The 23456-nt window shown below is 67.8% G+C and carries 21 protein-coding genes and 3 pseudogenes; 8 read left to right on the forward strand and 16 right to left on the reverse strand.

What is annotated here, in order from left to right:
* Window positions 1-1070: 1070 nt before the first annotated feature.
* Complete coding sequence (locus AB5J50_RS50295) at window positions 1071-2090, reverse strand: endonuclease/exonuclease/phosphatase family protein (RefSeq protein WP_369265180.1); 1020 nt, start codon at window positions 2088-2090, stop codon at window positions 1071-1073.
* A gap of 160 nt (window positions 2091-2250) precedes the next feature.
* On the opposite strand from AB5J50_RS50295, the gene AB5J50_RS50300 reads away from it, so the two are divergent.
* Window positions 2251-3129: a DUF5131 family protein gene (locus AB5J50_RS50300; RefSeq protein WP_369265744.1), complete on the forward strand. Its 879-nt coding sequence runs from the start codon at window positions 2251-2253 to the stop codon at window positions 3127-3129.
* A 126-nt stretch (window positions 3130-3255) separates the two neighbouring features.
* On the opposite strand, the pseudogene AB5J50_RS50305 reads toward AB5J50_RS50300, so the two are convergent.
* The 3 genes and pseudogenes from AB5J50_RS50305 to AB5J50_RS50315 form a co-directional block, all read right to left on the reverse strand.
* Window positions 3256-3692: pseudogene (locus AB5J50_RS50305) on the reverse strand (DUF2267 domain-containing protein).
* A 56-nt stretch (window positions 3693-3748) separates the two neighbouring features.
* Window positions 3749-4144 carry a DUF2267 domain-containing protein gene (locus AB5J50_RS50310; protein WP_369265181.1) on the reverse strand — a complete coding sequence of 132 codons (396 nt, stop codon included), beginning with the start codon at window positions 4142-4144 and terminating at the stop codon, window positions 3749-3751.
* A 95-nt stretch (window positions 4145-4239) separates the two neighbouring features.
* Entirely contained in the window at window positions 4240-4671 is a 432-nt protein-coding gene (locus AB5J50_RS50315) for an Hsp20/alpha crystallin family protein (RefSeq protein WP_369265182.1), read from the reverse strand.
* 128 nt (window positions 4672-4799) lie between these two features.
* On the opposite strand from AB5J50_RS50315, the gene AB5J50_RS50320 reads away from it, so the two are divergent.
* Complete coding sequence (locus AB5J50_RS50320) at window positions 4800-5432, forward strand: type III effector protein (RefSeq protein WP_369265183.1); 633 nt, start codon at window positions 4800-4802, stop codon at window positions 5430-5432.
* Here AB5J50_RS50320 and AB5J50_RS50325 read toward each other — a convergent pair.
* The 7 genes and pseudogenes from AB5J50_RS50325 to AB5J50_RS50355 form a co-directional block, all read right to left on the reverse strand.
* Window positions 5419-7503, reverse strand: coding sequence for a tyrosine-type recombinase/integrase (locus tag AB5J50_RS50325; protein ID WP_369265184.1), 2085 nt, complete (start codon window positions 7501-7503; stop codon window positions 5419-5421). The two genes, AB5J50_RS50320 and AB5J50_RS50325, sit on opposite strands and share 14 nt — an antisense overlap.
* 376 nt (window positions 7504-7879) lie before the next feature.
* The gene (locus tag AB5J50_RS50330) at window positions 7880-8461 is read right to left on the reverse strand and encodes a tyrosine-type recombinase/integrase (protein ID WP_369265185.1); all 582 of its coding nucleotides are present in this window, start codon (window positions 8459-8461) and stop codon (window positions 7880-7882) included.
* Window positions 8462-8534: 73 nt separating this feature from the next.
* Window positions 8535-9395 carry a calcium-binding protein gene (locus AB5J50_RS50335; RefSeq protein ID WP_369265186.1) on the reverse strand — a complete coding sequence of 287 codons (861 nt, stop codon included), beginning with the start codon at window positions 9393-9395 and terminating at the stop codon, window positions 8535-8537.
* Window positions 9396-9811: 416 nt separating this feature from the next.
* Window positions 9812-9997 (reverse strand): annotated as a pseudogene (locus AB5J50_RS50340) (ISKra4 family transposase); the annotation flags it as partial.
* A gap of 38 nt (window positions 9998-10035) precedes the next feature.
* Complete coding sequence (locus AB5J50_RS50345; RefSeq protein ID WP_369265187.1) at window positions 10036-10452, reverse strand: hypothetical protein; 417 nt, start codon at window positions 10450-10452, stop codon at window positions 10036-10038.
* Window positions 10453-10926: 474 nt separating this feature from the next.
* Window positions 10927-11930: pseudogene (locus AB5J50_RS50350) on the reverse strand (IS481 family transposase).
* Window positions 11930-12727 (reverse strand): alpha/beta fold hydrolase, encoded by a 798-nt coding sequence (locus tag AB5J50_RS50355; protein WP_369265188.1) that lies wholly within the window; start codon window positions 12725-12727, stop codon window positions 11930-11932. Before AB5J50_RS50355 ends, AB5J50_RS50350 begins: the two are co-directional and overlap by 1 nt.
* Before the next feature lie 36 nt (window positions 12728-12763).
* Between AB5J50_RS50355 and AB5J50_RS50360 the strand changes: the two genes are divergently transcribed.
* Entirely contained in the window at window positions 12764-13237 is a 474-nt protein-coding gene (locus AB5J50_RS50360; RefSeq protein ID WP_369265189.1) for a TetR/AcrR family transcriptional regulator, read from the forward strand.
* A 51-nt stretch (window positions 13238-13288) separates the two neighbouring features.
* Here AB5J50_RS50360 and AB5J50_RS50365 read toward each other — a convergent pair whose 3' ends face one another.
* Window positions 13289-14056, reverse strand: coding sequence for a transposase (locus AB5J50_RS50365; protein ID WP_369265190.1), 768 nt, complete (start codon window positions 14054-14056; stop codon window positions 13289-13291).
* A 43-nt stretch (window positions 14057-14099) separates the two neighbouring features.
* Window positions 14100-14519: a hypothetical protein gene (locus AB5J50_RS50370; RefSeq protein ID WP_369253779.1), complete on the reverse strand. Its 420-nt coding sequence runs from the start codon at window positions 14517-14519 to the stop codon at window positions 14100-14102.
* A gap of 392 nt (window positions 14520-14911) precedes the next feature.
* On the opposite strand from AB5J50_RS50370, the gene AB5J50_RS50375 reads away from it, so the two are divergent.
* Both AB5J50_RS50375 and AB5J50_RS50380 read left to right on the forward strand, forming a co-directional pair.
* Window positions 14912-15556, forward strand: a complete 645-nt coding sequence (locus AB5J50_RS50375) for a hypothetical protein (protein ID WP_369265191.1) — start codon at window positions 14912-14914, stop codon at window positions 15554-15556.
* 157 nt (window positions 15557-15713) lie between these two features.
* Window positions 15714-17153 carry an NF041680 family putative transposase gene (locus tag AB5J50_RS50380; RefSeq protein WP_369265192.1) on the forward strand — a complete coding sequence of 480 codons (1440 nt, stop codon included), beginning with the start codon at window positions 15714-15716 and terminating at the stop codon, window positions 17151-17153.
* Between the two features lie 154 nt (window positions 17154-17307).
* Here AB5J50_RS50380 and AB5J50_RS50385 read toward each other — a convergent pair whose 3' ends face one another.
* Window positions 17308-17688 carry a hypothetical protein gene (locus AB5J50_RS50385; RefSeq protein ID WP_369265193.1) on the reverse strand — a complete coding sequence of 127 codons (381 nt, stop codon included), beginning with the start codon at window positions 17686-17688 and terminating at the stop codon, window positions 17308-17310.
* A 206-nt stretch (window positions 17689-17894) separates the two neighbouring features.
* On the opposite strand from AB5J50_RS50385, the gene AB5J50_RS50390 reads away from it, so the two are divergent.
* Window positions 17895-18347, forward strand: coding sequence for a hypothetical protein (locus tag AB5J50_RS50390; RefSeq protein WP_369265194.1), 453 nt, complete (start codon window positions 17895-17897; stop codon window positions 18345-18347).
* A 45-nt stretch (window positions 18348-18392) separates the two neighbouring features.
* Here the strand turns inward: AB5J50_RS50390 and AB5J50_RS50395 are convergent, their stop codons facing one another.
* Window positions 18393-21986, reverse strand: a complete 3594-nt coding sequence (locus tag AB5J50_RS50395; protein WP_369265195.1) for a choice-of-anchor D domain-containing protein — start codon at window positions 21984-21986, stop codon at window positions 18393-18395.
* A gap of 378 nt (window positions 21987-22364) precedes the next feature.
* Here AB5J50_RS50395 and AB5J50_RS50400 point away from each other — a divergent pair, with 378 nt between their 5' ends.
* Window positions 22365-22574 carry a hypothetical protein gene (locus AB5J50_RS50400; RefSeq protein ID WP_369265196.1) on the forward strand — a complete coding sequence of 70 codons (210 nt, stop codon included), beginning with the start codon at window positions 22365-22367 and terminating at the stop codon, window positions 22572-22574.
* Window positions 22571-22840, forward strand: a complete 270-nt coding sequence (locus tag AB5J50_RS50405) for a hypothetical protein (protein ID WP_369265197.1) — start codon at window positions 22571-22573, stop codon at window positions 22838-22840. The genes AB5J50_RS50400 and AB5J50_RS50405 overlap by 4 nt, the downstream gene beginning before the upstream one ends.
* Before the next feature lie 109 nt (window positions 22841-22949).
* Here the strand turns inward: AB5J50_RS50405 and AB5J50_RS50410 are convergent, their stop codons facing one another.
* The gene (locus tag AB5J50_RS50410; protein WP_369265198.1) at window positions 22950-23252 is read right to left on the reverse strand and encodes a hypothetical protein; all 303 of its coding nucleotides are present in this window, start codon (window positions 23250-23252) and stop codon (window positions 22950-22952) included.
* Window positions 23253-23456: the final 204 nt, after the last annotated feature.

The following is a 23456-nucleotide window of genomic DNA, read 5'->3' on the forward strand; positions in this document are numbered from 1 at the left end:
TGTACGGCGTGTCAGCCGACAAGATGTCACACAGAGTGATTGATTGGGTGGCGTGGTCGACTTCAGGCGGGTTGCGATGGTTGTCCTGTCGCTTGTTGTGGCGGGGCTTGCTGCCTGTCCGGCGCATGCGGAGGACAAGCTCTCCATTACGGGGCCCGACAAGACAGTTCAGGTGAAGCTCGACAAGGACAAGCAGAGCGGCCGGATGGTGGGCAGCGCACGGCTCGTGGTCGGTACTTCGGCCGATCTGAAAACCAGCTTGAAGGTTGCCGGTTACCTGGACACCGCGGGCGATGCCGCTGACACGTTGTGCACGCAGAAGAGCGCTGCGGTGGCCACCCTGCGTGATGCCCCTGCGGACCTGGCTGTCGGGTCTCCTGTCGCGGTGATTGTGGACTTCACGGTGGACAGAAAGTGCGCCGACCGGCAGGGGACAGTCGTGGTGGCGGCTGCCGCCGGAGACTCGGCCAAGAGCATCGCCCCGGCCACCGTCCGCTTCTCGCTGGTCCGCGGTGTGGAACACGACCCTGAGTACACAGGCGCGTTGTGGGGGGCGGCGGCATGCGCGGGCCTCACCCTGCTCCTGATGATCTCGAATCGTGTCTTCAGCCGCCTGAAGGACGTGCCCGTCCTGCCGGAGGGATGGCTGTCCGCGCCTCTGTCGATCGAGGTCCCCTGGTCGGCGAAGGATAGCTGGGTCACCAACATCACCGCGTTGGGAAGCCTCCTGGGTACCGTGCTGGCCGCGACCGGCGTGCTTCAGGAGTGGCTACCGGGAATCTCACTGGCCCGATTCCTGACCTTGAACCTGATCTCCGGCGGCCTGATCCTTTTCGCGCCTGTGTTCTACTCGGCCTCCTGCACCTACGCTCTTCAGACGGACTCCAGCGGCACGAAGAAACTCAAATCGACAGGACACGGCTGGGGCCTGGTGGTCTCCACCTTCGTCACCGTCTTGGGCGTTTACGGCCAACTTGCCATGATTCTCGCCATGAGCGTCGCCGCGCACGCCAGCCCGGTCGCCAAGTGGTCCGTGTGTGTCCCCCTTCTTTTGCCGGCGGCCCTGGCCGTCATGCTCTACGCCATGCTCTTCGTCCGTAGCACCCTTGCCGCGTCGATTCCCGCCGAGCTGGAGAAAACCGACGGCAAAGTCCCGGCCGAGGCCACGCCCCAGGCGCCCGTCGCACTCTGCATCGCGCCTGGCACGCCGACAGCTGCTGCGCTCTGACACACACCCCAACGTCAGACACTCGATCGCCGCCGTCGCTACGGATCGGGCTGCGGCACCTTCCGACCCCGGGCGCCGGTTTCAGTGGCTCATCGGGGGCTGCCAAACCGTCAGCTCGCCGGGATCGCGAACTCCCCCAGAGCGGGTAGTGGTCGGAGATGTGCCAAGACAGCTCGTTGCGTGTGCTCTCGCCCTGCAGCGCGTCGACGAAGTCGACCAGGCCCCCGGCGACGACTTCCAGCCGCAGGACCGGGCGGTGCTGTTGGCCCTTGGTGAACCAGGCGATCTGGTCGTAGAAGTGCGCGGCACCGGGCTTGTCGAAGATCGTGCGGGGCAGTCCCTCCAGTTGCGGAGCCGAGGTCAGACCGGTGGAGGTGAAGGCGTCGAACAGCGGGTCGCCCTCACGGTCGATGTTGAAGTCGCCGAGCGCGATGAGGTTGTGGTCCCAGCCAAACTCCCGCTCTGCCCAGCCTGCCAGCCACTGCGCGATCGCTGCCAGTTCCGGCACCCGGTCGGCGGCCGTGTCGCCGTAGTCGACGTGCAGGGTGACCAGCGTGAACGTCTGACCGCCGGACAGGAAACTGACGCGCAGGGGGTGCGGGCGAACTGCCGGCTCAGGCCGCCCGCGCTCGCCCCGGCGTCCCTGTTCGAGCGGCACCACCAGCTCGCACGCCAGCCCTGACGGCTTGACGCGGCGCGTGTCGAACAAGAACGCCAGACGTTCGTTGTTGCCATCCCTGCCGAGCGTGACGTCGGTGAGGATGAACCCCCAGTCCTCGCCCAGAACCTTGAGCAGGTAGCGCAGGGCCCGTAGGTTGCCGCGCACTTCCTGCACTGCCACCACGTCGAATCGGCGGATCACCGCGGCGATCGCCTGGATGTCGGCGAAGTTCCGCTTCGGCGAGACGCCCTCGCCGGTCTTCCACGCCTTGGTCAGGTCTCCGAAGGCGCGCCGGGGTGGCCTTCTTCTTCAAGCTTCTCTGCACCAAGCCGAAGGCCACGGTCGCTGTCGGTGGTGCGTGGTGAGTACCGGAACGGCTATCGAGTGGACCGAGGTCACCTGGAATCCAGCGACCGGGTGCGATCGCATCTCGCCGGGCTGCGATCACTGCTATGCGCTGACCCTGGCAAAGCGGCTGAAGGCAATGGGTCAGGCAAAATACCAGCGCGACGGTGATCCGCGGACCAGTGGCCCTGGGTTCGGGGTCACGGTACATGAGGACGCCTTGTTCGAGCCGCTGCGGTGGCGTCGGCCGCGCAAGGTGTTCGTGAACTCCATGAGCGATGTCGGCCACGCCCGTGTCCCCACGGAGTTTGTGGCCAGGACCTTCGCGACGATGGCGCTGGCGCCGCAACACCAGTTCCAGGTACTCACCAAGAGGCCCCGGCGTCTGCGTCGTCTGCTGGAATCGCAGAAGTTCGTGGACGCGGTCTGGAGCGAGATGGAACGGCTGTCAGAGGACGGTGCTGTTCCGCTGGCCAGGCCCGTACGCGAGGACGTGCGCAAGCGCGCGGCCAATTGGAACCCCTTGAGTTCGTGGCCGCTGCCCAACGTCTGGATCGGTACGTCGATCGAGTCGGATGAGTACTGCTGGCGGGCTGATGAGTTGCGGGGTATCCCGGCTGCCGTCCGGTTCCTGTCGCTGGAGCCGCTGCTTGGGCCAGTGCCGTCGCTGGAGCTTTCGCGGATCGACTGGGTGATCGTCGGCGGCGAGAGCGGCCCGGCTCACCGAGCGCTGGACTTGGCCTGGGTTCGCGACATTCGAGACCGGTGTGTCGATCTTCGGGTGGCTCTGTTCTTCAAGCAGGTCGGTGGGCTTACCCCGAAGGCTGGCGGCCGCCTGCTCGATGGCCGGACCTGGGATGAGTATCCCGCCATGGCGGACGTGGTGGGTGTGTGACCCAGATATGCGTGAAAGAGCCCTCTGGGGGCCGGGACCCCGGCCAGGAAGGCGATGCCTCGGGGGCGCAGGGCGGGCAGCGACGCGCCGGTCGTCGCGCCCGCCCCCGAGCACGTACGTCGCCGTCTACGCGGCGGGGGTGAGTTCGGCGCGGCCGAACAGCAGGGCGTAGCCGGTGGGGAGCTGGTGGAGGATGCGGGTGATCAGGTCGGGGCCGGCGTAGGCGGCGACGGCGGAGAAGACGGATCCGGTGTCCCAGCGGGTGGTGGCCAGGGAGGCGCCGGTGCGGGCGGCGAGGTCTTTGACGAAGGCCCAGCCGGTCAGCGGCTGGGTGTCGGGGATCTGCGCGGTCAGCACGCGTGCGGCTTCCAGGGGCAGGCAGGCGGCCAGGTCGACGCGTTCGTCGCCGGTCACCTGGCGCCCCAGTCCAGCAAGGACCAGGCGGACGGCTTCGTGGCTCGCTCGCGGGTGGGGTAGGCGCCCTCGTAGCGGACCTTCTCCAGCATCTGCTCGTATGCCGTCCCGTACGGCTGCTGGGTCGGCGCGTGCCGGTCGGAGATCACGGGGGTGGTTGCCTTTCTTGCTGTGGCCGGTGTTCGGGCACCGGCGTGCGGGATGGTCAGGTGGGCTGGGGGCGGCCGAAGAGCAGGTCGTATCCGACGGGGAGCTGGAGCAGGATCTGGCCCAGCAGGTCTTCGTCGGCGGCGTCGGCGACGGTGGACAGCACGGCGCTGACGTCCCAGGCCGCGGTCTGCTCGGTGGCGCCTTCGATCCACGCGGCGGTTGCGCTGACGAACCGCTCCGGGGGCAGCGGCTCGGCGCTCTGCAGCGGATTGAGCAGGATCAGGGCGAACTCCTCAGGCAGGCGCGCCGCCAGCTGGGCGCGGACGTCGCCGACCAGGTGCGCGCCGAGCAGGGCGAGCACCACGCGGGCCGCGCGCTCGGCTTCCTGCGGGGTGTCGTACTCGCCGCGTTCCTTCACGTAGCCGAGGAACGCTTCGCGTCGCAGAGTCATCACGGCGGCCCCCTTCTTCGGACTGCCCGCGGGGGTGCGGAGAGCGGGGTGAGGGGGAGACCAAGTGCCCGCCCTCCGCACCCGTCCGGCCGGTGTCAGCCGGAGATCTCCTTGCGGCCGGATCCGACGCCGATGGAGATCTTGCGGGGCTTGGCGCGCTCGGCGATCGGGATGCGCAGGGTGAGCACGCCCGCGTCGTAGTCGGCCTGGATGTGCTCGGTGTCGAGGGTGTCGGCGAGCACGATCTGGCGGGAGAAGACGCCCAGCGGCCGCTCGGACAGCTCCATCTGCACGTCGTTGGCCTTCGTCACCGGCCGCCGCTCAGCCTTGACGGTGAGCATGTTCCGCTCGACGTCGATGTCGATCGCGTCCGCGGTAACACCGGGAAGGTCGAAGGCCACCACGTACTCGCCGCCCTCGCGGTAGGCGTCCATCGGCATCGCCGACGGCCGCGACCAGGTACCCGGGCCCATCAGCTGCTGCGCCAGCCGGTCCAGCTCACGGAAAGGGTCAGTGCGCATCAACATCGGAAAACACCTCCAGGAAGGTTCAGGCAGTTGCTGCCAATGCGCCTCACTGACACCGTTGTAACATGTCATCCAATGGATGACAAGCGCGATGTCGTCGATACGATGACAGCCCGAGGGAGGTGCCCGTGACCGCAGCCGACCAGTCGCCCACGACCAGCACGAACGCCCACAGCCCGGCGTCATTCCTCGCCGCCGCGGCGGCCCTGCACGCCATAGACGACGCCCTACGCGACGCCCAGCAAGAGTCCCTGGACATCCCCGATGCGCCCGGTCCTGGGCCGGAGCAGGCGCTGGCCTCCCTGATGCTGCTGCGGCAGGTGCGCGAGCAACTCGCCGGATGGGAAACCGGCCTGATCGAAACCGCCCGCGACGCGGGAGCCAGCTGGGCCGACCTTGCCCACCCCCTCGGCGTCGCCAGCCGCCAAGCTGCCGAACGCCGCTACCTGCGCGGCCGCCCCGGCCCCGCCGGAACCACCGGCGAACAACGCGTCCAGGCCACCCGCGAACGCCGCGCCGCCGAACGCACCACCGCCACCTGGGCCCGCCACAACGCAGCCGACCTGCGCCGCATCGCCGGCCAGATCGCCGCCCTCACCGACCTGCCCACCACGGCCCACCTCCCGCTCAGCCAGCTCCACGCGGCCCTCGCCCACGACGACCCCGCCGAGCTCATCCACCCTCTCAACGCCGCCCGCCCCCACCTGACCACCACCCACCCCGACCTCGCAGTACAACTCGACACCCTCATGCACCCCTGAACCCACCTGTTCCGATTCCCTGTCCCGTTCCTGATCGGCCCCCGGGCCGTGGGGGCATGCCCAGGTCCACACTGCCTGTGGCAGCAGCGGCCCGGTGGGCCTGGGCGCGCTTGCTGCGCAGGAACCTCAGGGTGAGGTCGAGTCCTTCGACCTCACCGCGCCAGCCTTCGTCGATCGCGCGTTGACGGCGGGCCAGCAGGTCGGCCTCCAACTCGTCGAGCCGGGGCAGCATCTTGGGGTTGATCGACAGCATCGGGCATCGGATACAGGCGTGCTCATGCGCGCAGGGCGTGCCGTAGGGGCGTCCGCAGGAGCCGAGTTCGACCTTGCGCTTGTCGAAGTGCTCCTGGAAGTCACTCCATTCCCCGTCAGTGGGCCGGCGGTACTCCGTCGAGGGCCGCTTGGCCCGACGGCGGTCGAGGAATTCGGTGTAGTGGGCGATGACGTCCTCGTCGAAGACGGCGACGTAGCCGCGGGTGGTCTGGATGTCGAGGTGGCCGAGCAATGCGGCGCCGATGTGGATGGGCAGGCCGTTGTTGACCAGGTCGGTGGCGAACAGTCTGCGGAAGTCGTGCGGGGCGAAGCGGATCTCGGCGAACTGTGGGTGAGTGGGGATCAGGGCCTTGGCGGCGTCAAGAACGATCTGGCGCACCCCGCTTGTCGACAGCGCCCTCGGGGTGCCGCTCTGCACTCGCTGGAAGAGGTAGGGCAGCGGTTCGCACCAGGTGCGTTCGCTCTGGTCGTAGCGGGGGCAGACCGGGACGGTCCCGTGCTCCTCGCGGTGGCGGCGGATGATCTGCGCGGTGACGTGGAACAACTCCGCGGACATCGGGATGACGCGCTCGCGGTCGCTCTTGGACGGGCTGACCACCAACAGGGCGACGACCTCGCCGTTGGGGCGCTGGTATTGCCGGACGCTCAGGTGGGTCAGCTCGACAAGTTCCTCGCGGCGCAGGCCGGCCAGGCGCAAGGTCTCTACCACGGCCCATTGCCAGAAGACGCTGTTCTGCTCGTGCGTCAGGCGTACCAGTTCGCCGGTGTCCCTGTTGATCACCCGGACCGGTTCGGAGCCGAGAAGTTCAGGTCGCCGCGCGGTGGCCTTGCTGGCGGCGCGCTGCCAGGTGACGCCGTCGACGACGAACTGCTCGCCTAGCCGGGCTTGTTTCGCCGCGTCCAGCAGGGTCCGCAGGCGGTGCCATTCGGTGGTGACGTGCTCGGAGAGGGTCGCCAGCAGCGGCTGGCGTTCGCGGGTGCGGTTGGCCATCCGCTCCTGCAGGCGGCGCCGGCGGACGTGGAACCAGCGCAGATCGGCGTCCCGGATCGGGCAGGGAGCCACCCAGCGTCCCCAGCGTTCGGGCTCGGCCGCCGACCAGGTCTGCAGGTCCAGGTAGAAGGCTCGGACGGCGAGGAACGGGCCGTCGATGTGTTGGCGGGGCTTGCCGTCCTGGCGGACGAGCAGTCGTTCCTTCCAGGCTTGGACGATGTCTTCGTGCAGCCGCAGGTCGGCCTGGTCCGGGTTGATCTCTTCGACGATCTTCCAGAAGTACCGGACCAGGTTGCGCACCAGGTTGTCCAGGGTGCCGTAGTCGACCTCGACGGCGCGGCGGCGGATGTAGTCGACCAGCAGGTCGCGGATCTCGCGGTTGCGCAGTTGGTGGCGGTCGACCAGGTCGTCGACGGACTGGCGGCCGCGGATCCTGGCGTCCTGCAGGGTCTGCGGGACCCAGGCCGGAAGGACGCCCATGTCGCGCAGCAGCGGCCAGGCACCGGCGATCCCGCATCCGGGATGGGCGTTGGCGTAGTGTACGAGCGTGCCCGGGGTCAGGTCGGCCAGGGCGATCCCGTAAACGGTCAGGGCCCGGCACAGGTGCCGGAGCGCGCTCTTGCGTCCGTCGGCGCTGACCGGGTGCCGCTGCAGCCGGGTGCGGAACTCCTCCAGGAGCGGATCACGGCTGAGGGCCAGGACCTTCTCGGTGTACTGCGGAGGGTTGGTCGCCCGCAGGGCCTCCTTGGCTGGATCAGCCGCATGGCGAAGGCGATCCCGGCAGCCCGGGTGAGCCGGCTGCGCCACTTGGGGTCGCCGTCGGCCAGGTCGGCGACGGCCCGGCCGGGCTGGTTCAGACCGGCCGCCTCCCATCGCTCCTGCCAGGTCTGCCCCGGCTCGGCGGCCAGCAGGTGCAGCAGGCGTCGCATGCCGTACTTGTAATCGGCCCGGGCGTTGCGGCTGACGTCGGCGAGCTCCTCGGCGACCAGTGCCACGATCTGGTCGATCGTGGTGGACGACAACTCCCCGAGCGGACGTGGCGGTCGGTCCGGGACCGGCGGCGGTTCCGGACCGATCTGGGTGAGCTGCCCGTCCGGCAGCGAGGTGGCGGGCTCGGCGGCATGGCGGCGGATCCGGTTCGAGGTCAGGTGCGGGCGCATGCTCGGCCCGACGGCGCTATCGGTCACCGAAGACCGCCGCAATGTCGTCGGCGCCGTACGTCGCTGACCACCGGGCCGGTTCTGTCGGCCGCTGGGTAATGCTCGGCAAGCTGATCGAGCAGGTCGTCCAGGCGCACTGCCGTGTAGAGGGCGGTGGTGCTGAGATGCGCGTGCCGCAGGATGGTCTGCACTTCCAACAGCGTCAGCGCCGGGTCACGCGCCATCCGGGTCGCAGCGGTATGCCGAAGATCATGCAGCGTCCAGTTCGTGCCCAGCTGCTCGTCGGCGCGCTGAAGGATCCGTCGCGCCGCCCAGTAGCTCAACGGTTTCGGCTCGCCTCGCCGGGTGCGCCAGACGGGATTGCAACCCGCGGGCAGGCCCGCTTCCTCGAGGTAGCCCGCCAGGTAGGCCAGGGCCTCCGGGGAGACGGGGACCGCCTGCCGCAACCGGGTCCCCTTGGAGATCACCCACAGCTGGCCCTTGGTCCATTCGACGTCTCCGAGCTGGACGCCCAGCAGCTCCGAGGCGCGGGCACCGGAAGAGACGCATGCAGGTTCATCGATCGACGCCAGCGCAAGCCGCACATTGTCCTCGGCTACTTCCACGGCCCGCACGTCCCCTACACGCTCGAATGAAACCCTTTGAGTTTCGGATCAGTATGTGCTGGTACTTGCCGGATCAGGGGCGTACATCGACGTAGTCGCCGGCGGCCTTGGCTGGGCCGGTGGTGGTGGTGGTGCCGGTGAAGTTCCAACGCCAGTAGCCGTCCCTGACTGCCTTGACCGTGGTGCGCAGGGTGCCGGTGTTGCTGGTGTTCACCGTGGCCACCGTGGTGTAGGTGCTGCTGGCCTTCGGGCGGAACTGCAGTTTGACGGCTTGGCCCGCGTATCCCGCATACCGGTAGGTGTCCCAGTTGGCCCGCACGAGCTTGCCGGTGACGGTGATACGAGAGCCCTTGGCCACCGGTTCCGGTGAGGCGTTGACCGTGAGCCGCGCGGCACGCTTGAGGCTGAACGACCCGGCGCCGGGGGCAAAGACCGAATCGCCGTCGTTGGCGTCGACCAAGGCGTCGACCGACCATGTTCCCGCGTTGGCGTTGGCCAGGTCCACCGGATCGTCGCTACCCGGTGCCGGGTGGGCGTTGGCGGTGAACACCGTCGTGCATGCCGTCGCGCTCTCGCAGAACGCGTCGGTGGTGTAGAAACCGCCGTGCGGCTCCTTCAGATCCACATCGGCGAAAGACAGGCCGGAGTCGTCTGATCCGGTGACCGTGACCGGGAACACCACGTTGTGCGTGATACCCACGATGACGTCATGTCCGGAGTTGACGGTGGCACCGCTGACCACCGGGTCGCCGGGCGCGGCATCGGCCGAGGCGCCGGCCCCCGCCAGCAGAACGGCGACGGCCCCCACCACGACACTGCGGCTTGTCGCGCGACCGACGGGCTTGCGCCGTGGGGCATGTGCGGCGGCGATGGGTGGGGCGATGTCGCGCCCGCCGCTTTGTCTGTCGCCAGGTGGTGCGACGAAGCTGGTCATGAATCCTCCCAGGGATGACAGGCCCTGATGCCAACCAGCCTGCGAGCAAGGGCAGTTGGCGGCGAGCGCGGCAGACGGATGTGTGTCACTCCCTACGACTGCCGAACCGGCCCGATCGTTGCCCCCGGCCGTCCGGCAACACCACCACCCGCGACATCAGCACCGGCAGCCAGACCCTTATCTGGAACAACGCCGAGGTGCGCCACGAGGCGCCACTGTTACCGGGCAGAGGTGAAAGACCCCTGCTACTGGACTGTCGCAGCAGTCCGGCGAAGCTGAGGGCAGCCCGGTGCGCGCCTGCGGGCGGAGTGGCCCCGGAGGCTAGGTGCCTGGAGGTTCCGAGGCCAGAGCGCGTGGCGGTGAGGTCTGCAGAGTGATCAGCGTTGGGTGCGGATCCTCTGAAGTGACGGTCGGGGTCACGCAGTGAGGCTGTAGTTCTGCTGGTCGGGGCTGGGGTAGAGGCGTTGGTGTTCACGGGTCGCGTGGAAGACCCAGTAGTCCTCGAAGTCTCCGTTCGTGACCAACGCGCGGAGTTGGAGGAAGGCTTCGGCGCCGTCGAGTTCCCAGCGGGCGCCGGTGATGTCGAGGCGGTCGGCGATCATAATCTGAACTTGCCTGAACGGTACTCAGGCCTTCGATGTCACTGTTCGCGGTGGAGTTCGTGGTAGGTGCGGAAGTCGAAGAAGCGTAGGCCGCCGATCACGGTGGCGGACTCGATTTCCTGCAGAGTCCAGGGGTGGGCGGAGTAGTCGTCAAGCGCAACACCACCGTGCTCAAGTAGCAGCGCGACCAGTTGGTGAATCTCTGTGGTGCCGTCGATGCGCCCGGAGATGTCGATCTGCACTGCCCAGCCAGGGTGGTGTCCGACAGCCGCTTCAAGGACTGCAACCTCGTCGGGATCCCAGTCGGAGAAGAGGTGCCCGGATTCCTCATTGTCGATGTCGATGTAGAGGTTGCCGTCCAGGCTCCACGGATCACGCTGCTGTGGCAGGTGCTGATTGAGCGAGGCGACGGTCTCAGCTCGCTCACCTGCAGGGAAGACAAACGCGCTGCGCATGGAGTGGAGCGTAGGCGGTGCAGGTTCGCGGTGACCACGGATATTCAGGGCAGGTGCGAGTCCGTCGACGTAGTGATGCGGACAGCGACGTCAGCGAAGGTAGGCAGGCCGAGGTCGACGGCGGTGCGCCGGCGGTTGTCGAGCTGGGCGAGTTTGGCGTTTGCAGCAGCCAGGCTGACCTTGAGCCCCTCGGCCTCGCCGCCCCAGTCTTCGCGTTCAGCCTCGGCGATGCGGGCGATCAGGCTGTCGCAGATGTCGATCAGCCGTGGCCGCTGGGCCGGGTCTGCCCGTAGTAGCGGGCATCGAATGCAGCCGTGCTCGTGAATGCAGCTGGTGCCGTAGGCTCGCCCACAGTCGCCGAGCGCGACCTTGCGGCGTTCGAAGTGGCCGAGGAATTCTTCCCATTCCTCGTCCGTCGGGGACCGGTATGCGGTGGAGGGCCGCTGGTCACGGCGGCGGGCGAGGTAGGCACCCCTAGTTGTATGAGGCCATGACGTTGGTGACGGTCTGCCTGAGCGTTGCTGAGGGAGGTTGTCCGCCGAGGGCGGTGTGGGGCCGGTGGTAGTTGTAGTGGATGTTCCACACCGCCAGCGCTTGGGCGCGCTGGGTTTCGGAGGTCCAGGTGCGCGCGTACAGGAACTCTTCTGCCAGGATCCGGTTGTACCGTTCCACTTTCCCGTTGTGCCGGGGCGTGTACGGCCGGATCCGTTGGTGCCGTGAGCCAAGTAGGGCGCGGGTGAACGCGTCGGTGCGGTAGCAGGCACCATTGTCGGTGACGAGCCGTTCGATGCGGGTGATGCCGTGTGCAGCAAACCACGCCCTGGCTCGGTGCAGGAATGCTATCGCCGTCGAGGCTTTCTCATCCGGCAAAGGTTCCGTGTAGGCGAGGCGAGTGTGCCCGTCGACCGCGGAGTGTAGGTACACGTACCCTCCACGGCCGGTCTTCTTCTTGTTCCGGCTGACTGCCCGGGAGTGGTCGCTGTCTCGGCCGTGGGCTCGCCATCCGCCGCCGTCAGGTATCCGTCCGACCTTCTTCACGTCGATGTGGACCATGTGTCCCGGCCGGCGAGCGGTGATTGTGCGTGGTTTCCGAGTGGTGTGGCCGTCGGGGTCGATGAATCGTCGTCTGCTCAGACCGAGATGGGCGAGGTGCCGGGTGATGGTGCGACGGCTCACGGCGTGAACGGTTTGGCTGAGTTCGAAGGCGATTCGTCCTGCGGACCACTTGTGGTTTCGGCGCATCTGCTCGATCCGCTCCTCTACCTCGCCCGGTGTGGCGGTGGGTTGGCGGTGCGGTGTGGAGGACCGGTCGTGCAGGCCGAGCTCACCATGACGGCGGTACCGGTTGACCACTTGGAGGCGCATGCCCTGGAGATGCTCATCTCCGCGGCAACGTGGGCGATCGGACGTGACTGGCATCGCTCGACCAGTCGCCTGCGGCCCTCAACGGAGAGCGGTGCGTTGGCGTGGGTGCCCATCAGATCGCGGCGAGGTTGTTGAGCAGGTGGCCCAGCTCTGCCGGCGCCTGAATGTGGGCCAGGTGGCCCTGGCCAGGGAGTTCGTGGACTTCGGCGTGCACGACGTGCTGCCGCACGTGATCGAACGACGTTCCGTAGGGGGCCGTTCCACGATTGCGCTGGCCGATGATCAGGTCGGCTTGCTCTGCCTGCTGCGCCATCAGATCCGGAGGTGGCTCCGCGTTGAGGGCGCTGAGTTCGGCGTACAGCGGTCCGCTCAATCGACGCAGTGTCGCCCAACTGTGGGGATCGGCCCGAAGGCCGTCGACATGTGCTGCGGAGAAGCCGGAGATCTGCCGATTGACGATCTCGACGCAGCGATCCCAGTCCGCCGTCCCCTCTGCGACCTTTAGGTCCGGCAGTGCATGACGTCCGAATGGTCGCATCACCGGCTCGTAGGCGATCACCTGGGGAATCGGGCGCTCGTTGGCGGCCAGCAAGGTGATCAAACCGCCGTAGCTCCAACCGAAGAGCGTCCGCGCGCTGTCGAACTCGTCAAGGACCACGCCGAGGTCCTCGATCTCTGTCCGCAGCGAGTACGAGTTGGTCAGCGCCCCCGAGGGGGCGCGGCCCCGGCGGTTTACGACTACCACCGAGGGCCAGGCGTCGACGGAGCCCGCAACGTGGCGCCACGTGTGCGCGTCGCTCATCACGCCGGGGACGACGACGAGGCCCGGAGTATCCGGCTCCCCGTACACATCGACCGTCACCCAACTGTCCCCGCCGACCGGCAGCCTCTTCTGAATCGTTTGCTCCATAAATTTATTATGGAGCAAACGATCTATAATGCAAGCGTGACTGAACGAAACCGTGGGCGACCACGAGCCTTTGACCGTGACCGCGTAGTCCTTGATGCAGCTCGCCTCTTCTGGCGACGCGGCTACTCCGGCACCTCGACCCGCGCCCTGACCGCGGCCCTCGGTCTGTCCACCTCTAGCCTCTACGCCGCCTTCGGCAGCAAGGCTGGACTGTTCGAGGAAGCGGTTCGGACCTACGCCGAGCGGTACCGCGAGATCTATCAGCAGGCTGTCGCCGAGAACGACATCCTGACCGTGATCAAACGCATCCTCGCCGACTCGGTGCACGAGTTCACCCAGCCAAGCGACACACACCCCGGCTGTCTCATCAGCAGTGCCGTGATGAGCGACAGCACGAGCACGCTCGACACCAGCGCCTACGTCGCCGAACTGCACAGCTCGAACGAGCAGGCCCTCCTCGCACGCATCGAACGAGCGATCCAAGAAGGGGAACTAAGGCTTGTCCCGTAACGATCTTCGAGTCGGAAGAGGCAAGGCCGGTTGTGGGCCCCTTCTGTTCGCCTATCCGGCGAGGGTGAGGTTGTGCAGGCGGGCGATGCCGAGCATCGCGTGGTGGACACCATCGCCCTTGAGCCGGCAGTCGCGTAGGATCTTCCAGCCCTTCAGGTGGGCGAATGTGTGCTCGACGCGGGCCCTGACCTGCTTGTGGGACCGGTTGTGTTCCTTCTTCCAGGCCGGGAGTTCCTCGCCCTTGCGTCGACGGTGTGGCATAACCAGTCCGGTCCCTTGGTAGCCGCCGTCGGCAATGGTCATGGTGTTGCCGACGGCGGCCTTGGCGCCGGACTCCTCCCAGCCGCGGGAGTCGTGTCGGTTGCCCGGCAGGGGCCGGCCGACCACGACGACCAGGCGGGTGTCGGCATCGATGACGACCTGGTGGGCCGTGGAGTAGCGGTAGTTCTTTGACTGCTCGGCCACCGTATGGTCGCGGGTGGGCACCAGGGTTCCGTCCACGATCAGCACGGTGTCCTTGCGGAACCGCTTGCGCGGTTGCATGGCCAGCACTGGTCCGAGGTGGTTGATGATCCGGTCCGCCGCAGATTTTGAGATGCCGAACAGCGGAGCAATCTGTCGCATCGTCAAATTTGTGCGCCAATAGGTCGCGACCAACAGAATGCGGTCCTCGAGCGGGAGTCCCCAGGGTCGCCCACGCTGGAGCTCGGCAGCGGTCTTGCGCCGCACGGAGGTCACCAACTTGCCGAAGCAGCGCGCGCTCAGCCCGGTGAAGGGGCCTATCCAGGACGGCTCCGACGCCGTGATCACTGAAGTCACAGCAAGATCGTTCCATCCGGAGCCGACCGCGGTGGGCATTGGATCAGGTGCGGAGCTCGAGGTGCTGTTCAAGCCGACTGCGCAGACGCGCAGAAGCTCCACGAAGAGCCCCGAGTTGTCGCACTTCTGCCGCCGCAAGTTCCGTCCGTCCTGCCAGCGCAAGCACCGCGGCATAGGGCCGTTCGCCCTCGGCGAGCTTCGCCGCCACGGCGTCACGGACGGCTCGCAGCACTATTCGGTTCGCGCTCGGATGCTCCGCCAGCAGGCGAAGGAGCCTGTTGTCGTTCCAGGCACTGTCTTGGGCCGTGCTCAGCTCCAGCAGAGTGCCAAGCGCCGTGGCGGGATTGGCGGCCAGCGCCTGCCAGACAAAGGGGTACGGACAACGCGCGAGTCGATGCAGAACGGCGCTGTCGTTCTCGGCACGCGCCAGTTCGAGGTAGTCGGCAGGCGTGTGCACGGACATGGCCCCTCGGGTTCGTCGGGGCAATCATCCTGTCATCAGGACTCGGTCACCCGTGTGCGGGGGCTCTAACCCCAACCGGCCAAGATCGTTACGGGACAGCCCTTAGCTGCCGGCACCAACGCAGCGGTCCTGACCGGGCTCGTCCAATGCGTCTGGCACGGATTGTCAGTGCGATCCAACGGCGACACATCTCGCGAGGACCTGCTCGCGACGGCGCAACTTGCTCACCATCTGATCTGCCAACAACTCACGTCACCAACGTCCTGACCCGCAACAGTTAGTTGTCACTGACGCAGTCAACTTGTCATGCAAGGACCTGACACAGGCACTCAACTTGTTCCTTAACATCGGGGTGATCATCTCGACTGCTGGCCTGCACATAAGCTCGACCCGTGCAGCCGCTCTCCAGCCCCCAAGACCTGTTGTCATCGGCGTTCCCGGCCGAGCTCGTCGATGACGTCCAAGCAGTGCTGGCGGTCATGCCTGCACCTCGGCATCGGCCGATCGCACCGTTTTCGGCCATGGTGCAGGGCCAGCAGGTCTCCATTCCGGGACGTGTCTACAACGACGAGCCGCCGCCGGAATCGGTTGCTGGCCTCTCGTTGCGTCAGCGGCAGATTCTGCACTGTCTGTATTCACGGCACTGTGACGGCCGGATCAGACAGCGCCATCTGGCGCAGATCCTCAGTGCTGGGGACCCGTGGGTCATTCCGTTCGTCGTGCAATTGGTCGGCGAGTACGTCCTGGAGATCCTGGTCGACATCAGAGATGAACTTCGCGGCCTTGGCACCCCTGGGGACAGTCGCCGCATCGCCTACGGGGAGTTCATCGTGGCCAACCCGGCCTTCTTCGCCCGGACTCAGCGCCGGATCGTGAGCTACTGGAGTTGCTACTACCGCACCGCCTTCCGGAGCTTTCAGGGCTACCCCGGTTGCACTCTTCTCGACCTGCTTCGCTCTGTCGCTGCGGAGAGCGCTGGGCGCCCCTGGCCGAGCCTCGCACCGAAGGGCAGCACCAGGCTCGACGGATACTGCTGACGCTTGGTCAAGCTCGGTTCAGCTCGTCCGGCAGGCCTGTGCTGCTGCGAGCGCGGGGTCACCCGATCGGGTGACCAGCAGACATGCGGCCGTCCGCCTCGTAATCCTGGAACTGCGAGGAACTGCAGTGGTTCACGCAGGGCCCTGGGGAGTGAAAGTGCCGGAACCCGGCGATGATCGGGAACCGCTCGCAGAGCTGTCGAGCTTTCGAGCGAACTTCTACAACTGCCTGACGGCTCGGGCAGACGCATTCTTCGACCTGACGGACGCCTTGCTGTGTGCGGACGGCCCGGCCCGCACACCGGTGGAGCTGTCGCTGACCGCTGAACACCGCCGCGGATACGGCTCCTTCTACGCGGCTTTGAATGACGGCCGCCTGGACACCGATCGACTCCGCGACCTGCTGACCGGCCTGCCGCTGCCGCGCTTCGAGAGTGGAAGGATCGTGCTGAGCGTTGACGTATCTCCGTGGTTGCGCAGCGACGCGGCCTGCTCACCGGAGCGACTGTTCTGCCACGTCCACGGCCGCTCCCGCAGCACCGCCCAGATCATCCCGGGCTGGCCCTATTCCCTGGTCGCCGCCCTGTCCCCGGGCCCATCGTCGTGGACTGCCGTCCTGGACGCGGTTCGCCTGGGCCCCGAGGACGACGCCACCGCCGTCACCGCCACCCAGCTACGCGCGGTGGTCGAGCGCCTGGTGCGCGAAGGCCAGTGGCTGACCGGCGACCCGGAGATGCTGGTGGTGATGGACGCTGGCTACGACGTGACCCGCCTGGCCTGGGTGCTGCGGGACCTGCCCGTCGAACTGGTCGGCCGTCTACGCTCCGACCGAGTGCTGAGGGTTCCGCCGCGGCCGCTGTCCTTCACCTACCAACCCTTGGGACGCACGCCGAAGCACGGCGCGGAACTGCGGCTGGCCAAGCCGGATACCTGGCCCGTGCCCGCACTGGTGACACTCAACGACACCGAGCGCTATGGAAAAGCCCAGGCCCAAGCCTGGGACAGGGTCCACCCCCGGCTCACCCACCGCTCCTCCTGGCTCGACCACGACGGCGAACTCCCCCTGGTCGAGGGCACTCTGATCCGCCTGAAAGTCGACCGCCTGCCCGGCGATCGTGACGCACCACCACTGTGGCTGTGGTCCTCGAAAACCGGTGCCACCACCACCGACGTGGACCAAGCCTGGTCCTGCTACCTGCGTAGATTCGACCTGGAGCACACCTTTCGCTACTTCAAACAGGACCTGGGCTGGACGCGTCCGCGCCTGCGGAACCCGCTGGCGGCCGACCGCTGGACCTGGCTCGTGATCGCCGTCCACACCCAGCTCCGCCTTGCGGCCCCCGCCGCCACTGACCAGCGCAAGCCATGGGAGAAGAGCACCCGCCCCGGCACCACCATGACCCCGACCCGGGTCCGCCGAGCATTCCGGAACATCCGGCCCCGCCTGACCAATCCGGCCAGAGTTCCCAAACCCACACGGCCCGGCCCCGGGCGGCCCCCAGGCTCGAAGAACCGCCACCCCGCCACCCGCTACGACGTGGGGAAAACCATCAAACGACCCGAGACGCTGATCGAACGCGATCAAGCTCGACGTTAAGGAACAAGCTCAACCCGGCACCGGCATGCCCATGGGGAACCCGACCGATTCACAAGGAAGATCCGACAGAGACTCAAACAACCCGAAACAGGGAATATCGGAAGCGGTGCATGCGGCCCTGGGACCGGCAACAGCCGTTGATCATCGTGAGCCGTCAGACAGACGGCAGGGCCGCCTGCGGCCTGCTCGCTGCCCCGGCAACCGTGCGATGCAAGGGGACCGCGAACGCAACGACGAACAGACCGAAGAGAGTGATGGGCAACAGCAAGAGGAGCTGCGCAGGGTCATCCCGCAGCCAGTGCCGGTTTCCCCACCAGTTCGCGCTGACGTCCATCACCATCACGGCATTTGCCAGCCAGATCCCTTCCCGCCGCACAAGCCCCACCAGCACGGCAGCCAGCGGATCGAGGATCACCAAGCTGACGAAGAACACCTGCAGAGGGACCTGAGGAAACGACGCATAGGCGTGGATGCCGCCGCGGACCAGATCTGCGATGTGAGAACCCGTGCCCTCGGTGAGACCGATCAAGTACACAGCGAGAACGCATCTCGCCCACAACGGCCGTGCGCCCCACCGTTCCCGCAGCTCAAACCCCACCGTGTCAGCCTAGACGAGCGCCCGAGCCTCTGCGGAAGAGATGGCAGCGTCGGCGTGATCAAGAGGGTTCCCAAGACGGTTTCTCACGCCAGTTCGAGCGCGGTCCGTAGCACCATCGATGGTCAGCACCCCGGTGGGGAGCTGTGACCACGGGGGTGGGGAATTACCTGACGCTGGTCATGCAGATCGTGGGGAATTACGTGACCGCTGACAGCTACCGGCTTCACGGACTGGCCTTCAAGGGCGACGGCGTCCATGGCGCGGCCGCCACCTGGATTGTCACCGCTCCCGTCGCACGAGCCGTCGCCATCCTGGAACGCTGCCAGCCGGCTGACGAGCCGTACCTGTTCGCACACCCGCTCAAATCGGCCAATCATCAGCGCCACCACGTTGCCGGGCGCGTGCGGACCAGCGCCACAACGATCAAGGACATCACCGCACTGGCCAAGTGGATCAACACCTACTGCGCTGTTCACTCACGCGTGCAGGGCGTGGTGGCTGGTCTCCAGCATCTCGGATCTGCACTGCGAGCCGGGACGGCAAATCTCCCTCGGCAGACGACCGCTCCTTCCGCGAACCGTCCGACGGCATCCTGAGTGCGTGGAGTCCGCCACGCCCTGGCCGCTCTGCCCGTCCAGGACTTATGCGTGGCCCTCGCCCGAGAGTTGGACCGTGTGCGGGCTGCCGGGGGCGTCGTCTGTGAGGGTGAGGGTGGCCGTGCGCGGGCCCGGGGCGGTCGGGGCGAACACGACTTCGACGACGCACTGCGTGCCGGGCATGTGGCGCTGCCATCCGCAGCTGTCCTGGAGGCGGAAGTCGGCGGTGTCCGGCCCGGTCAGGGTCACCTCGGTGATGCTGAGCGAGGCCGAGCCGGTGCTGGACACCGTCACGGGCTGTGGCCGGCTCGTCGTACCCACGTCCTGGGCCCCGAAGGTGAGGGCGTCGGGTGTGATGCCGATGGCCGGGACCAGGCCCGTGCCCGTCAGCGGCAGCCGGTACGGGCCGCCGACCGCGTTGCTCGTGACGGTGAGTTCGCCGGTGCGCGGGCCCTCGCCCGTGGGCCGGAAGACGACCCTGACCATGCAGTCGCGGCCGGGACGGAGACCGCCGACGCAGCCGGGTCCGTTCAGGAAGTCACCCGTGGTCTGCAGGGCGTCGATGACGAGGACGGCGTTCCCGGTGCTGCGTATTGTGAGGTCGCGCCGTTCCGTGCCGCCGGGTGGCAGGGCGCCGAAGTCGAGGGTGGCGGGCTCGAAGGTGATCAGTGCTCCGGAGCCGGTGCCGGACAGCGGGACCTCGTACCGCAGGCCTGCGGCGTCGGTCAACGCGAGCACGCTGGACCTGCTGCCGACGGCGGCCGGGGTGAAGGTCACGGCGGCGCGGCAGCTCCCGCCCGCCGGTATCGGCGCGGCGCCGCAGGTGTCCCCGGGCGCCGAGGTCACCGCGAAGTCGGCGGCGGTGCCTCCGGTCAGTTCGGTGGTCCGTATCTCGACCGGCGCGGGGCTGTTGTTGAGGAGCGTGACGGTCGTGGTGGGGCCGGGCGTTCCCACGGGCTGCGGGCCGAAGTCGATGCTCGTCGGGTCGAGTACGACGGCGGGGGCGGCGACCCCCACACCGCTCACCGGGATGCCTTGGGCGGGGCCAGGAACATTGGTGGCCAGGAGGAGTTGGGCGGCCCGGGGTCCCAAGTCCGCCGGGCGAAAGGCCACTTGGACACGGGTCGACCGCTCGGGCTCCAGGTCCACTCCCGCGTCGGGCAGCCGCCCTGCGTCGGTGATCGAGAAGTCGGCCGCGTGGGCGCGGGTGAACGAGGGGCCGAGCAGGCGCAGTTCGGCGTGTCCGGTGTTGGTCAGCTCGATCCACTGCGGCGTTCCGGCCGTCCCCGCGGGCTGCGGACCGAAGGACAGGGCGGCGGGGACGGCCGTGAGCTCGGGCTCGGCGATCCCCTCGCCCGTCAGCGGCAGCAACTGTCGGCCACCTTCGGCGTTGGATTCCACCGCGAGAGCTCCCGTACGGGGTCCGGGCCCCCGAGGCCGGACCGCGACGTCCACGTCGCAGCTCTGGCCCGGTGCCAGGGTGCGCGGGTAGACCGCGCAGCCAGTGCGTACGACGAAAAAGTCGTCGCCCGCGACGACATCGGTGATGGTCAGGGGCACGGGTCCGGCGTTGCGTAGGGTCACGGTCCGGGGCGGTGACAGGTGCCCGATCCGGGTGGCCGGGAAGGTGAGCCCGTCCGGCCTGGCCGGGCTGAACTCCAGCCGGGGCCGGACACCGGTGCCGGTCAGCGGGATCTCGATCGTCCGGTCGGGGAAGTCCGTCGACAGCAGCAGCGCGGCTTGGTGGACGGTGGCGGCCGGCGGGGCGAACATGATGTCGATGGCGCAGGTGGCGCCGGGGGCGAGCGTGTTCCCGCAGCGCGGCAGGCTGCCGTGGGTGAGGGCGAAGGCGGAGTCGGTTGTGTCGATCCCGCTGATGGCGAGAGTGGTCTCGCCCAGGTTGCGCAGCAGCAGGGTCTGCGGCGCACTCACGGTGCCGGGCACGGCGACGAAGGTGAGACTGTCCGGCGTCACTTGCGGCACGGGGCGTAGGTCCAGGGTGTGCGGACCCTCCGTGTTGTCGGCCCGGTCGGTCGACCAGTAGAAGACAGTGGTCTGGCCGGGCGCGGTGATGCTGAGCCGGACCCTCGGCTGGGTACTGGTCGTGGGCGGCAGCGGGTTGGCCCCCACAGCCTCGTACGTAAGGCTCTTGAAGCCGGACGACTGCGACGCGTCCGACGAGGGGTCGGCGCCGTTCAGTTCGATGTCGACCTGGCCGGGGGCGGGGGACGTGACCGTCCGAGTGGTCTTCGGACGGGTTTTGTCGATGTCGATCCGCAGAGTCCTTGGCAGTTCGCCCGCTCCGGTGTTGTCCTCGGCGGCGTAGCAGAGCGTGGTGCTGCCCTGCTTGGTCACGGTGACGGAGACGGCCGGTCCGGTGACAGTGGCGGGGGCCATGGCGTCGGCGCCGGTCGCGCTGTAGGTGATGCGGGTCGCCCCGCTGCCCACGGCGGCAGTGCCGGTCAGCCGGACCTCGACGTCCGAGTTGTGCCAGCCGGCCGCGTTCGGCAGCGGCGTCAGCGCGGCACGGGTGATGAGGTTGACCGGCGGCCGCGGGCCGATGTGCACGGTGGCGGTCCGTTCCTTGGCGTCGAACCCGAGCACGCTGACCGCGAGGTTTTCGTGCGCGTCGATGAAGGAGTCGCCCGGCTGCATGTCCTGGATCCCGCTGGTCGACTGCCTTAGGTACGAGACCCCGTTCTGCACGCGGCGCACCAGCACACCGGCCCGGTCGATGCCCTGGTCCCAGCCGGTTCCCCGGGGCATGCGCAGTTCCACGGCGTAGTACTGGGTGGAGAAGCCGAGCCAGATCCGTACCAGCCGGATCCCGGGCGGTGCCTTGTCGAGCGCGCTGATCGTAAGCGTCGCACCGGGACCGAACGACGACAGGTCGAGGCGCTCGCTGCTGGGAATCCAGCCGAGCCGGTCCCGGTAGACGCCACACAGGGCCGGCCCGCTGCGGCCGAAGACGGGATGGATGAAGGTGGGAAACTTCCCGCCGAACGTCATCGCGCTCATGATGTCCCAGCCGTCGCCGTACTCCATGACGGTGGGTTCGTCGCTGAAGGAGTGCGGCAGACCGTAGCCGTGCCCCATCTCGTGCGCGGCGAAGGCGTTGTTCCAAGCCCCGGGGTCGAGATTGACCAGACCGAACTCCCGCCACCCGCTGCCGACTTGCAGCTCTCGACGCCCCGAGGACCCAGAGTCAATCTGCGCGTTGAGCACGGCGATGACGCCCTGGAACGCGCTTAAGTCGACCGCCCCGTCGGCCGCCGCCACACACGCGCGCATCAGATCGATACGAGCCCCGGGCCACGTCCAGCCCTTGGCGGTCTCCAGCGAGAGGCCGAGTGTGAACCAGCCGAACACCGCGGACCCGTCCAGCGTGACCGCCCCGCCGGACATGTCCCGCCAGTAGTCGGCCATGCCGCCCTTCCCGTCGCCAGCCGTGGTGAGGAAGTCCGCGAAGAACGCCAGGGCTTGCGGTTGGTCGGCGACGTCGGAGAACTTGCACATCAGCACGGCCCACGGGGTAGAGCCGGTGGGGATGTACGTGGCGGCCCGTAAGGCACGCACGCTCGGGGCCGCTGCCGGGTCCTGCGCTGCCAGTTCCGGTTGTAGGTCGGGAAGAACGCTCATGGCTGGCCCCCATAGGATCCGATATTTCCTATCGGACATCCGCGATACTTCCGAAGCGGACCACCACCATGGATGGGTGTCAATCCGATGATTTCGAGCATTCCGTCCGGAGGGGGGTCATGAGAGTGACGCAGCGTGAGGCCCGTCCGGGCCGCCGGCCAGGCGCGCGGACGGGGCAGCGGCGCGCCCCGCCGCGAGCAGCCGCGGCGCGAACGGCAGCCAAAACGGCGTGGTCTTCACGCTGGCCCAGGGAGCCGAGATGTCGCGGAGTTCATCAAGCAGACGGAGCACTCGAGCTTGGTGTCCGCCCGGCCGACCCCAGTTCGTAAAGTCCGGCTCCGTCGGCAAGATCACGTACTCCAAGAAGACAGGGACTCCATGCGCGTGCAGAAGTTCGGCAAGAACCAGGACGCGTCCATGGCGCTCATCTCCGATAAGAAGCTCCTGCGGGCCGTCAAGGAGCAGACCGACCATGAGACGGCAGCGGTACGGCAGGCGGCGCGGGTGCTGCTCCCGCTGCGAAGATCACGACCGTTTTGTGATCTTCGGGAGGTAACCTCCATGCGCCTCCCCGCACCGCAGCCGTGACCGCCGCGCTGTCTGTGTTCGCCGTCCTCTTCCCTCCAGCCGCCGCCCACGCCGTTCTCCCGGCCCCGGCACCCGCGGCGGCCTTCCAGCGACACGTGCCCGGTGACACCATCACCCTGCCGGTCCGCGACGCCCTGGCGGCGCTGCCTCTCCAGGACGAAAGCCGGACCGGCTACACCCGCGACAAGTTCTGGCACTGGATCGAAGCGGACAAGAACGGTGTCCGCTCGCGCGACCACCTTGTCGGGCCGGTCGGCCATGGATAGCACGAGGCAGCTGCCGTCGTAGACGAGGCGCACCCCGTTTGATACGCGCTCGCGCCATCCGGGCACTGCGGTGATCACCCGCAGCAGGCCGGCGATCGTCACTGGGCCATCAGCGCGCCTTCGACGGCTGCGGCGATCGTGGGGTGTCGCACCCGAACTTCCACAGCTGAGCGAAGCGTTCGAGCATCGAATCGTCCAACTCCCCGTCCCGCACGCCCTGAAGCCACAGCGGGGCGGTGTCGAGGCGCTCGCAGATCACGATGATTTCCGGCTGCTCGGTCAGCCCACAGCCCGTGCCGTCCAACAGCATGTGTGCGACGGTGCCCTGATGCGAGGCGACGGCGGTGGCATCGCACACGAGGGGGCGGCCCCCGATGCGCTGCGCGGTGGCATACACGGGAGCCGCGGCCACGGTCGCTCAGGGGCGGGCGGTGCAGGCGGTACTCACCGCTATCGCCGCCGCGCAGGCTTTGATCAGCCGCTTTGTACCCGGTAACCGCTGCCGTCGGCGCCCGGCGTCGACGGACAGACGGGGGAGGGGCGTGCCGGAGCCGCCCGCGGTGAACACTACAAAGGTGGCGTTGGGGTGGCAGGCGCTGAGCCGCCTTCCGTTGGG

Origin of the sequence: Streptomyces sp. R35 (assembly GCF_041053035.1) — a bacterium.
GTDB classification, from domain to species: domain Bacteria; phylum Actinomycetota; class Actinomycetes; order Streptomycetales; family Streptomycetaceae; genus Streptomyces; species Streptomyces lutosisoli.

What these genes read in the sequence shown, in the direction of transcription:
- AB5J50_RS50310 (WP_369265181.1), bottom strand. Translation starts at nt 4,144, where the DNA reads ATGACTCTGCGACGCGAAGCGTTCCTCGGCTACGTGAAGGAACGCGGC.
- AB5J50_RS50315 (WP_369265182.1), bottom strand. Translation starts at nt 4,671, where the DNA reads ATGTTGATGCGCACTGACCCTTTCCGTGAGCTGGACCGGCTGGCGCAG.
- AB5J50_RS50335 (WP_369265186.1), bottom strand. Translation starts at nt 9,395, where the DNA reads ATGACCAGCTTCGTCGCACCACCTGGCGACAGACAAAGCGGCGGGCGC.
- AB5J50_RS50345 (WP_369265187.1), bottom strand. Translation starts at nt 10,452, where the DNA reads ATGCGCAGCGCGTTTGTCTTCCCTGCAGGTGAGCGAGCTGAGACCGTC.
- AB5J50_RS50355 (WP_369265188.1), bottom strand. Translation starts at nt 12,727, where the DNA reads ATGGAGCAAACGATTCAGAAGAGGCTGCCGGTCGGCGGGGACAGTTGG.
- AB5J50_RS50370 (WP_369253779.1), bottom strand. Translation starts at nt 14,519, where the DNA reads ATGTCCGTGCACACGCCTGCCGACTACCTCGAACTGGCGCGTGCCGAG.
- AB5J50_RS50395 (WP_369265195.1), bottom strand. Translation starts at nt 21,986, where the DNA reads ATGAGCGTTCTTCCCGACCTACAACCGGAACTGGCAGCGCAGGACCCG.
- AB5J50_RS50400 (WP_369265196.1), top strand. Translation starts at nt 22,365, where the DNA reads ATGCGCGTGCAGAAGTTCGGCAAGAACCAGGACGCGTCCATGGCGCTC.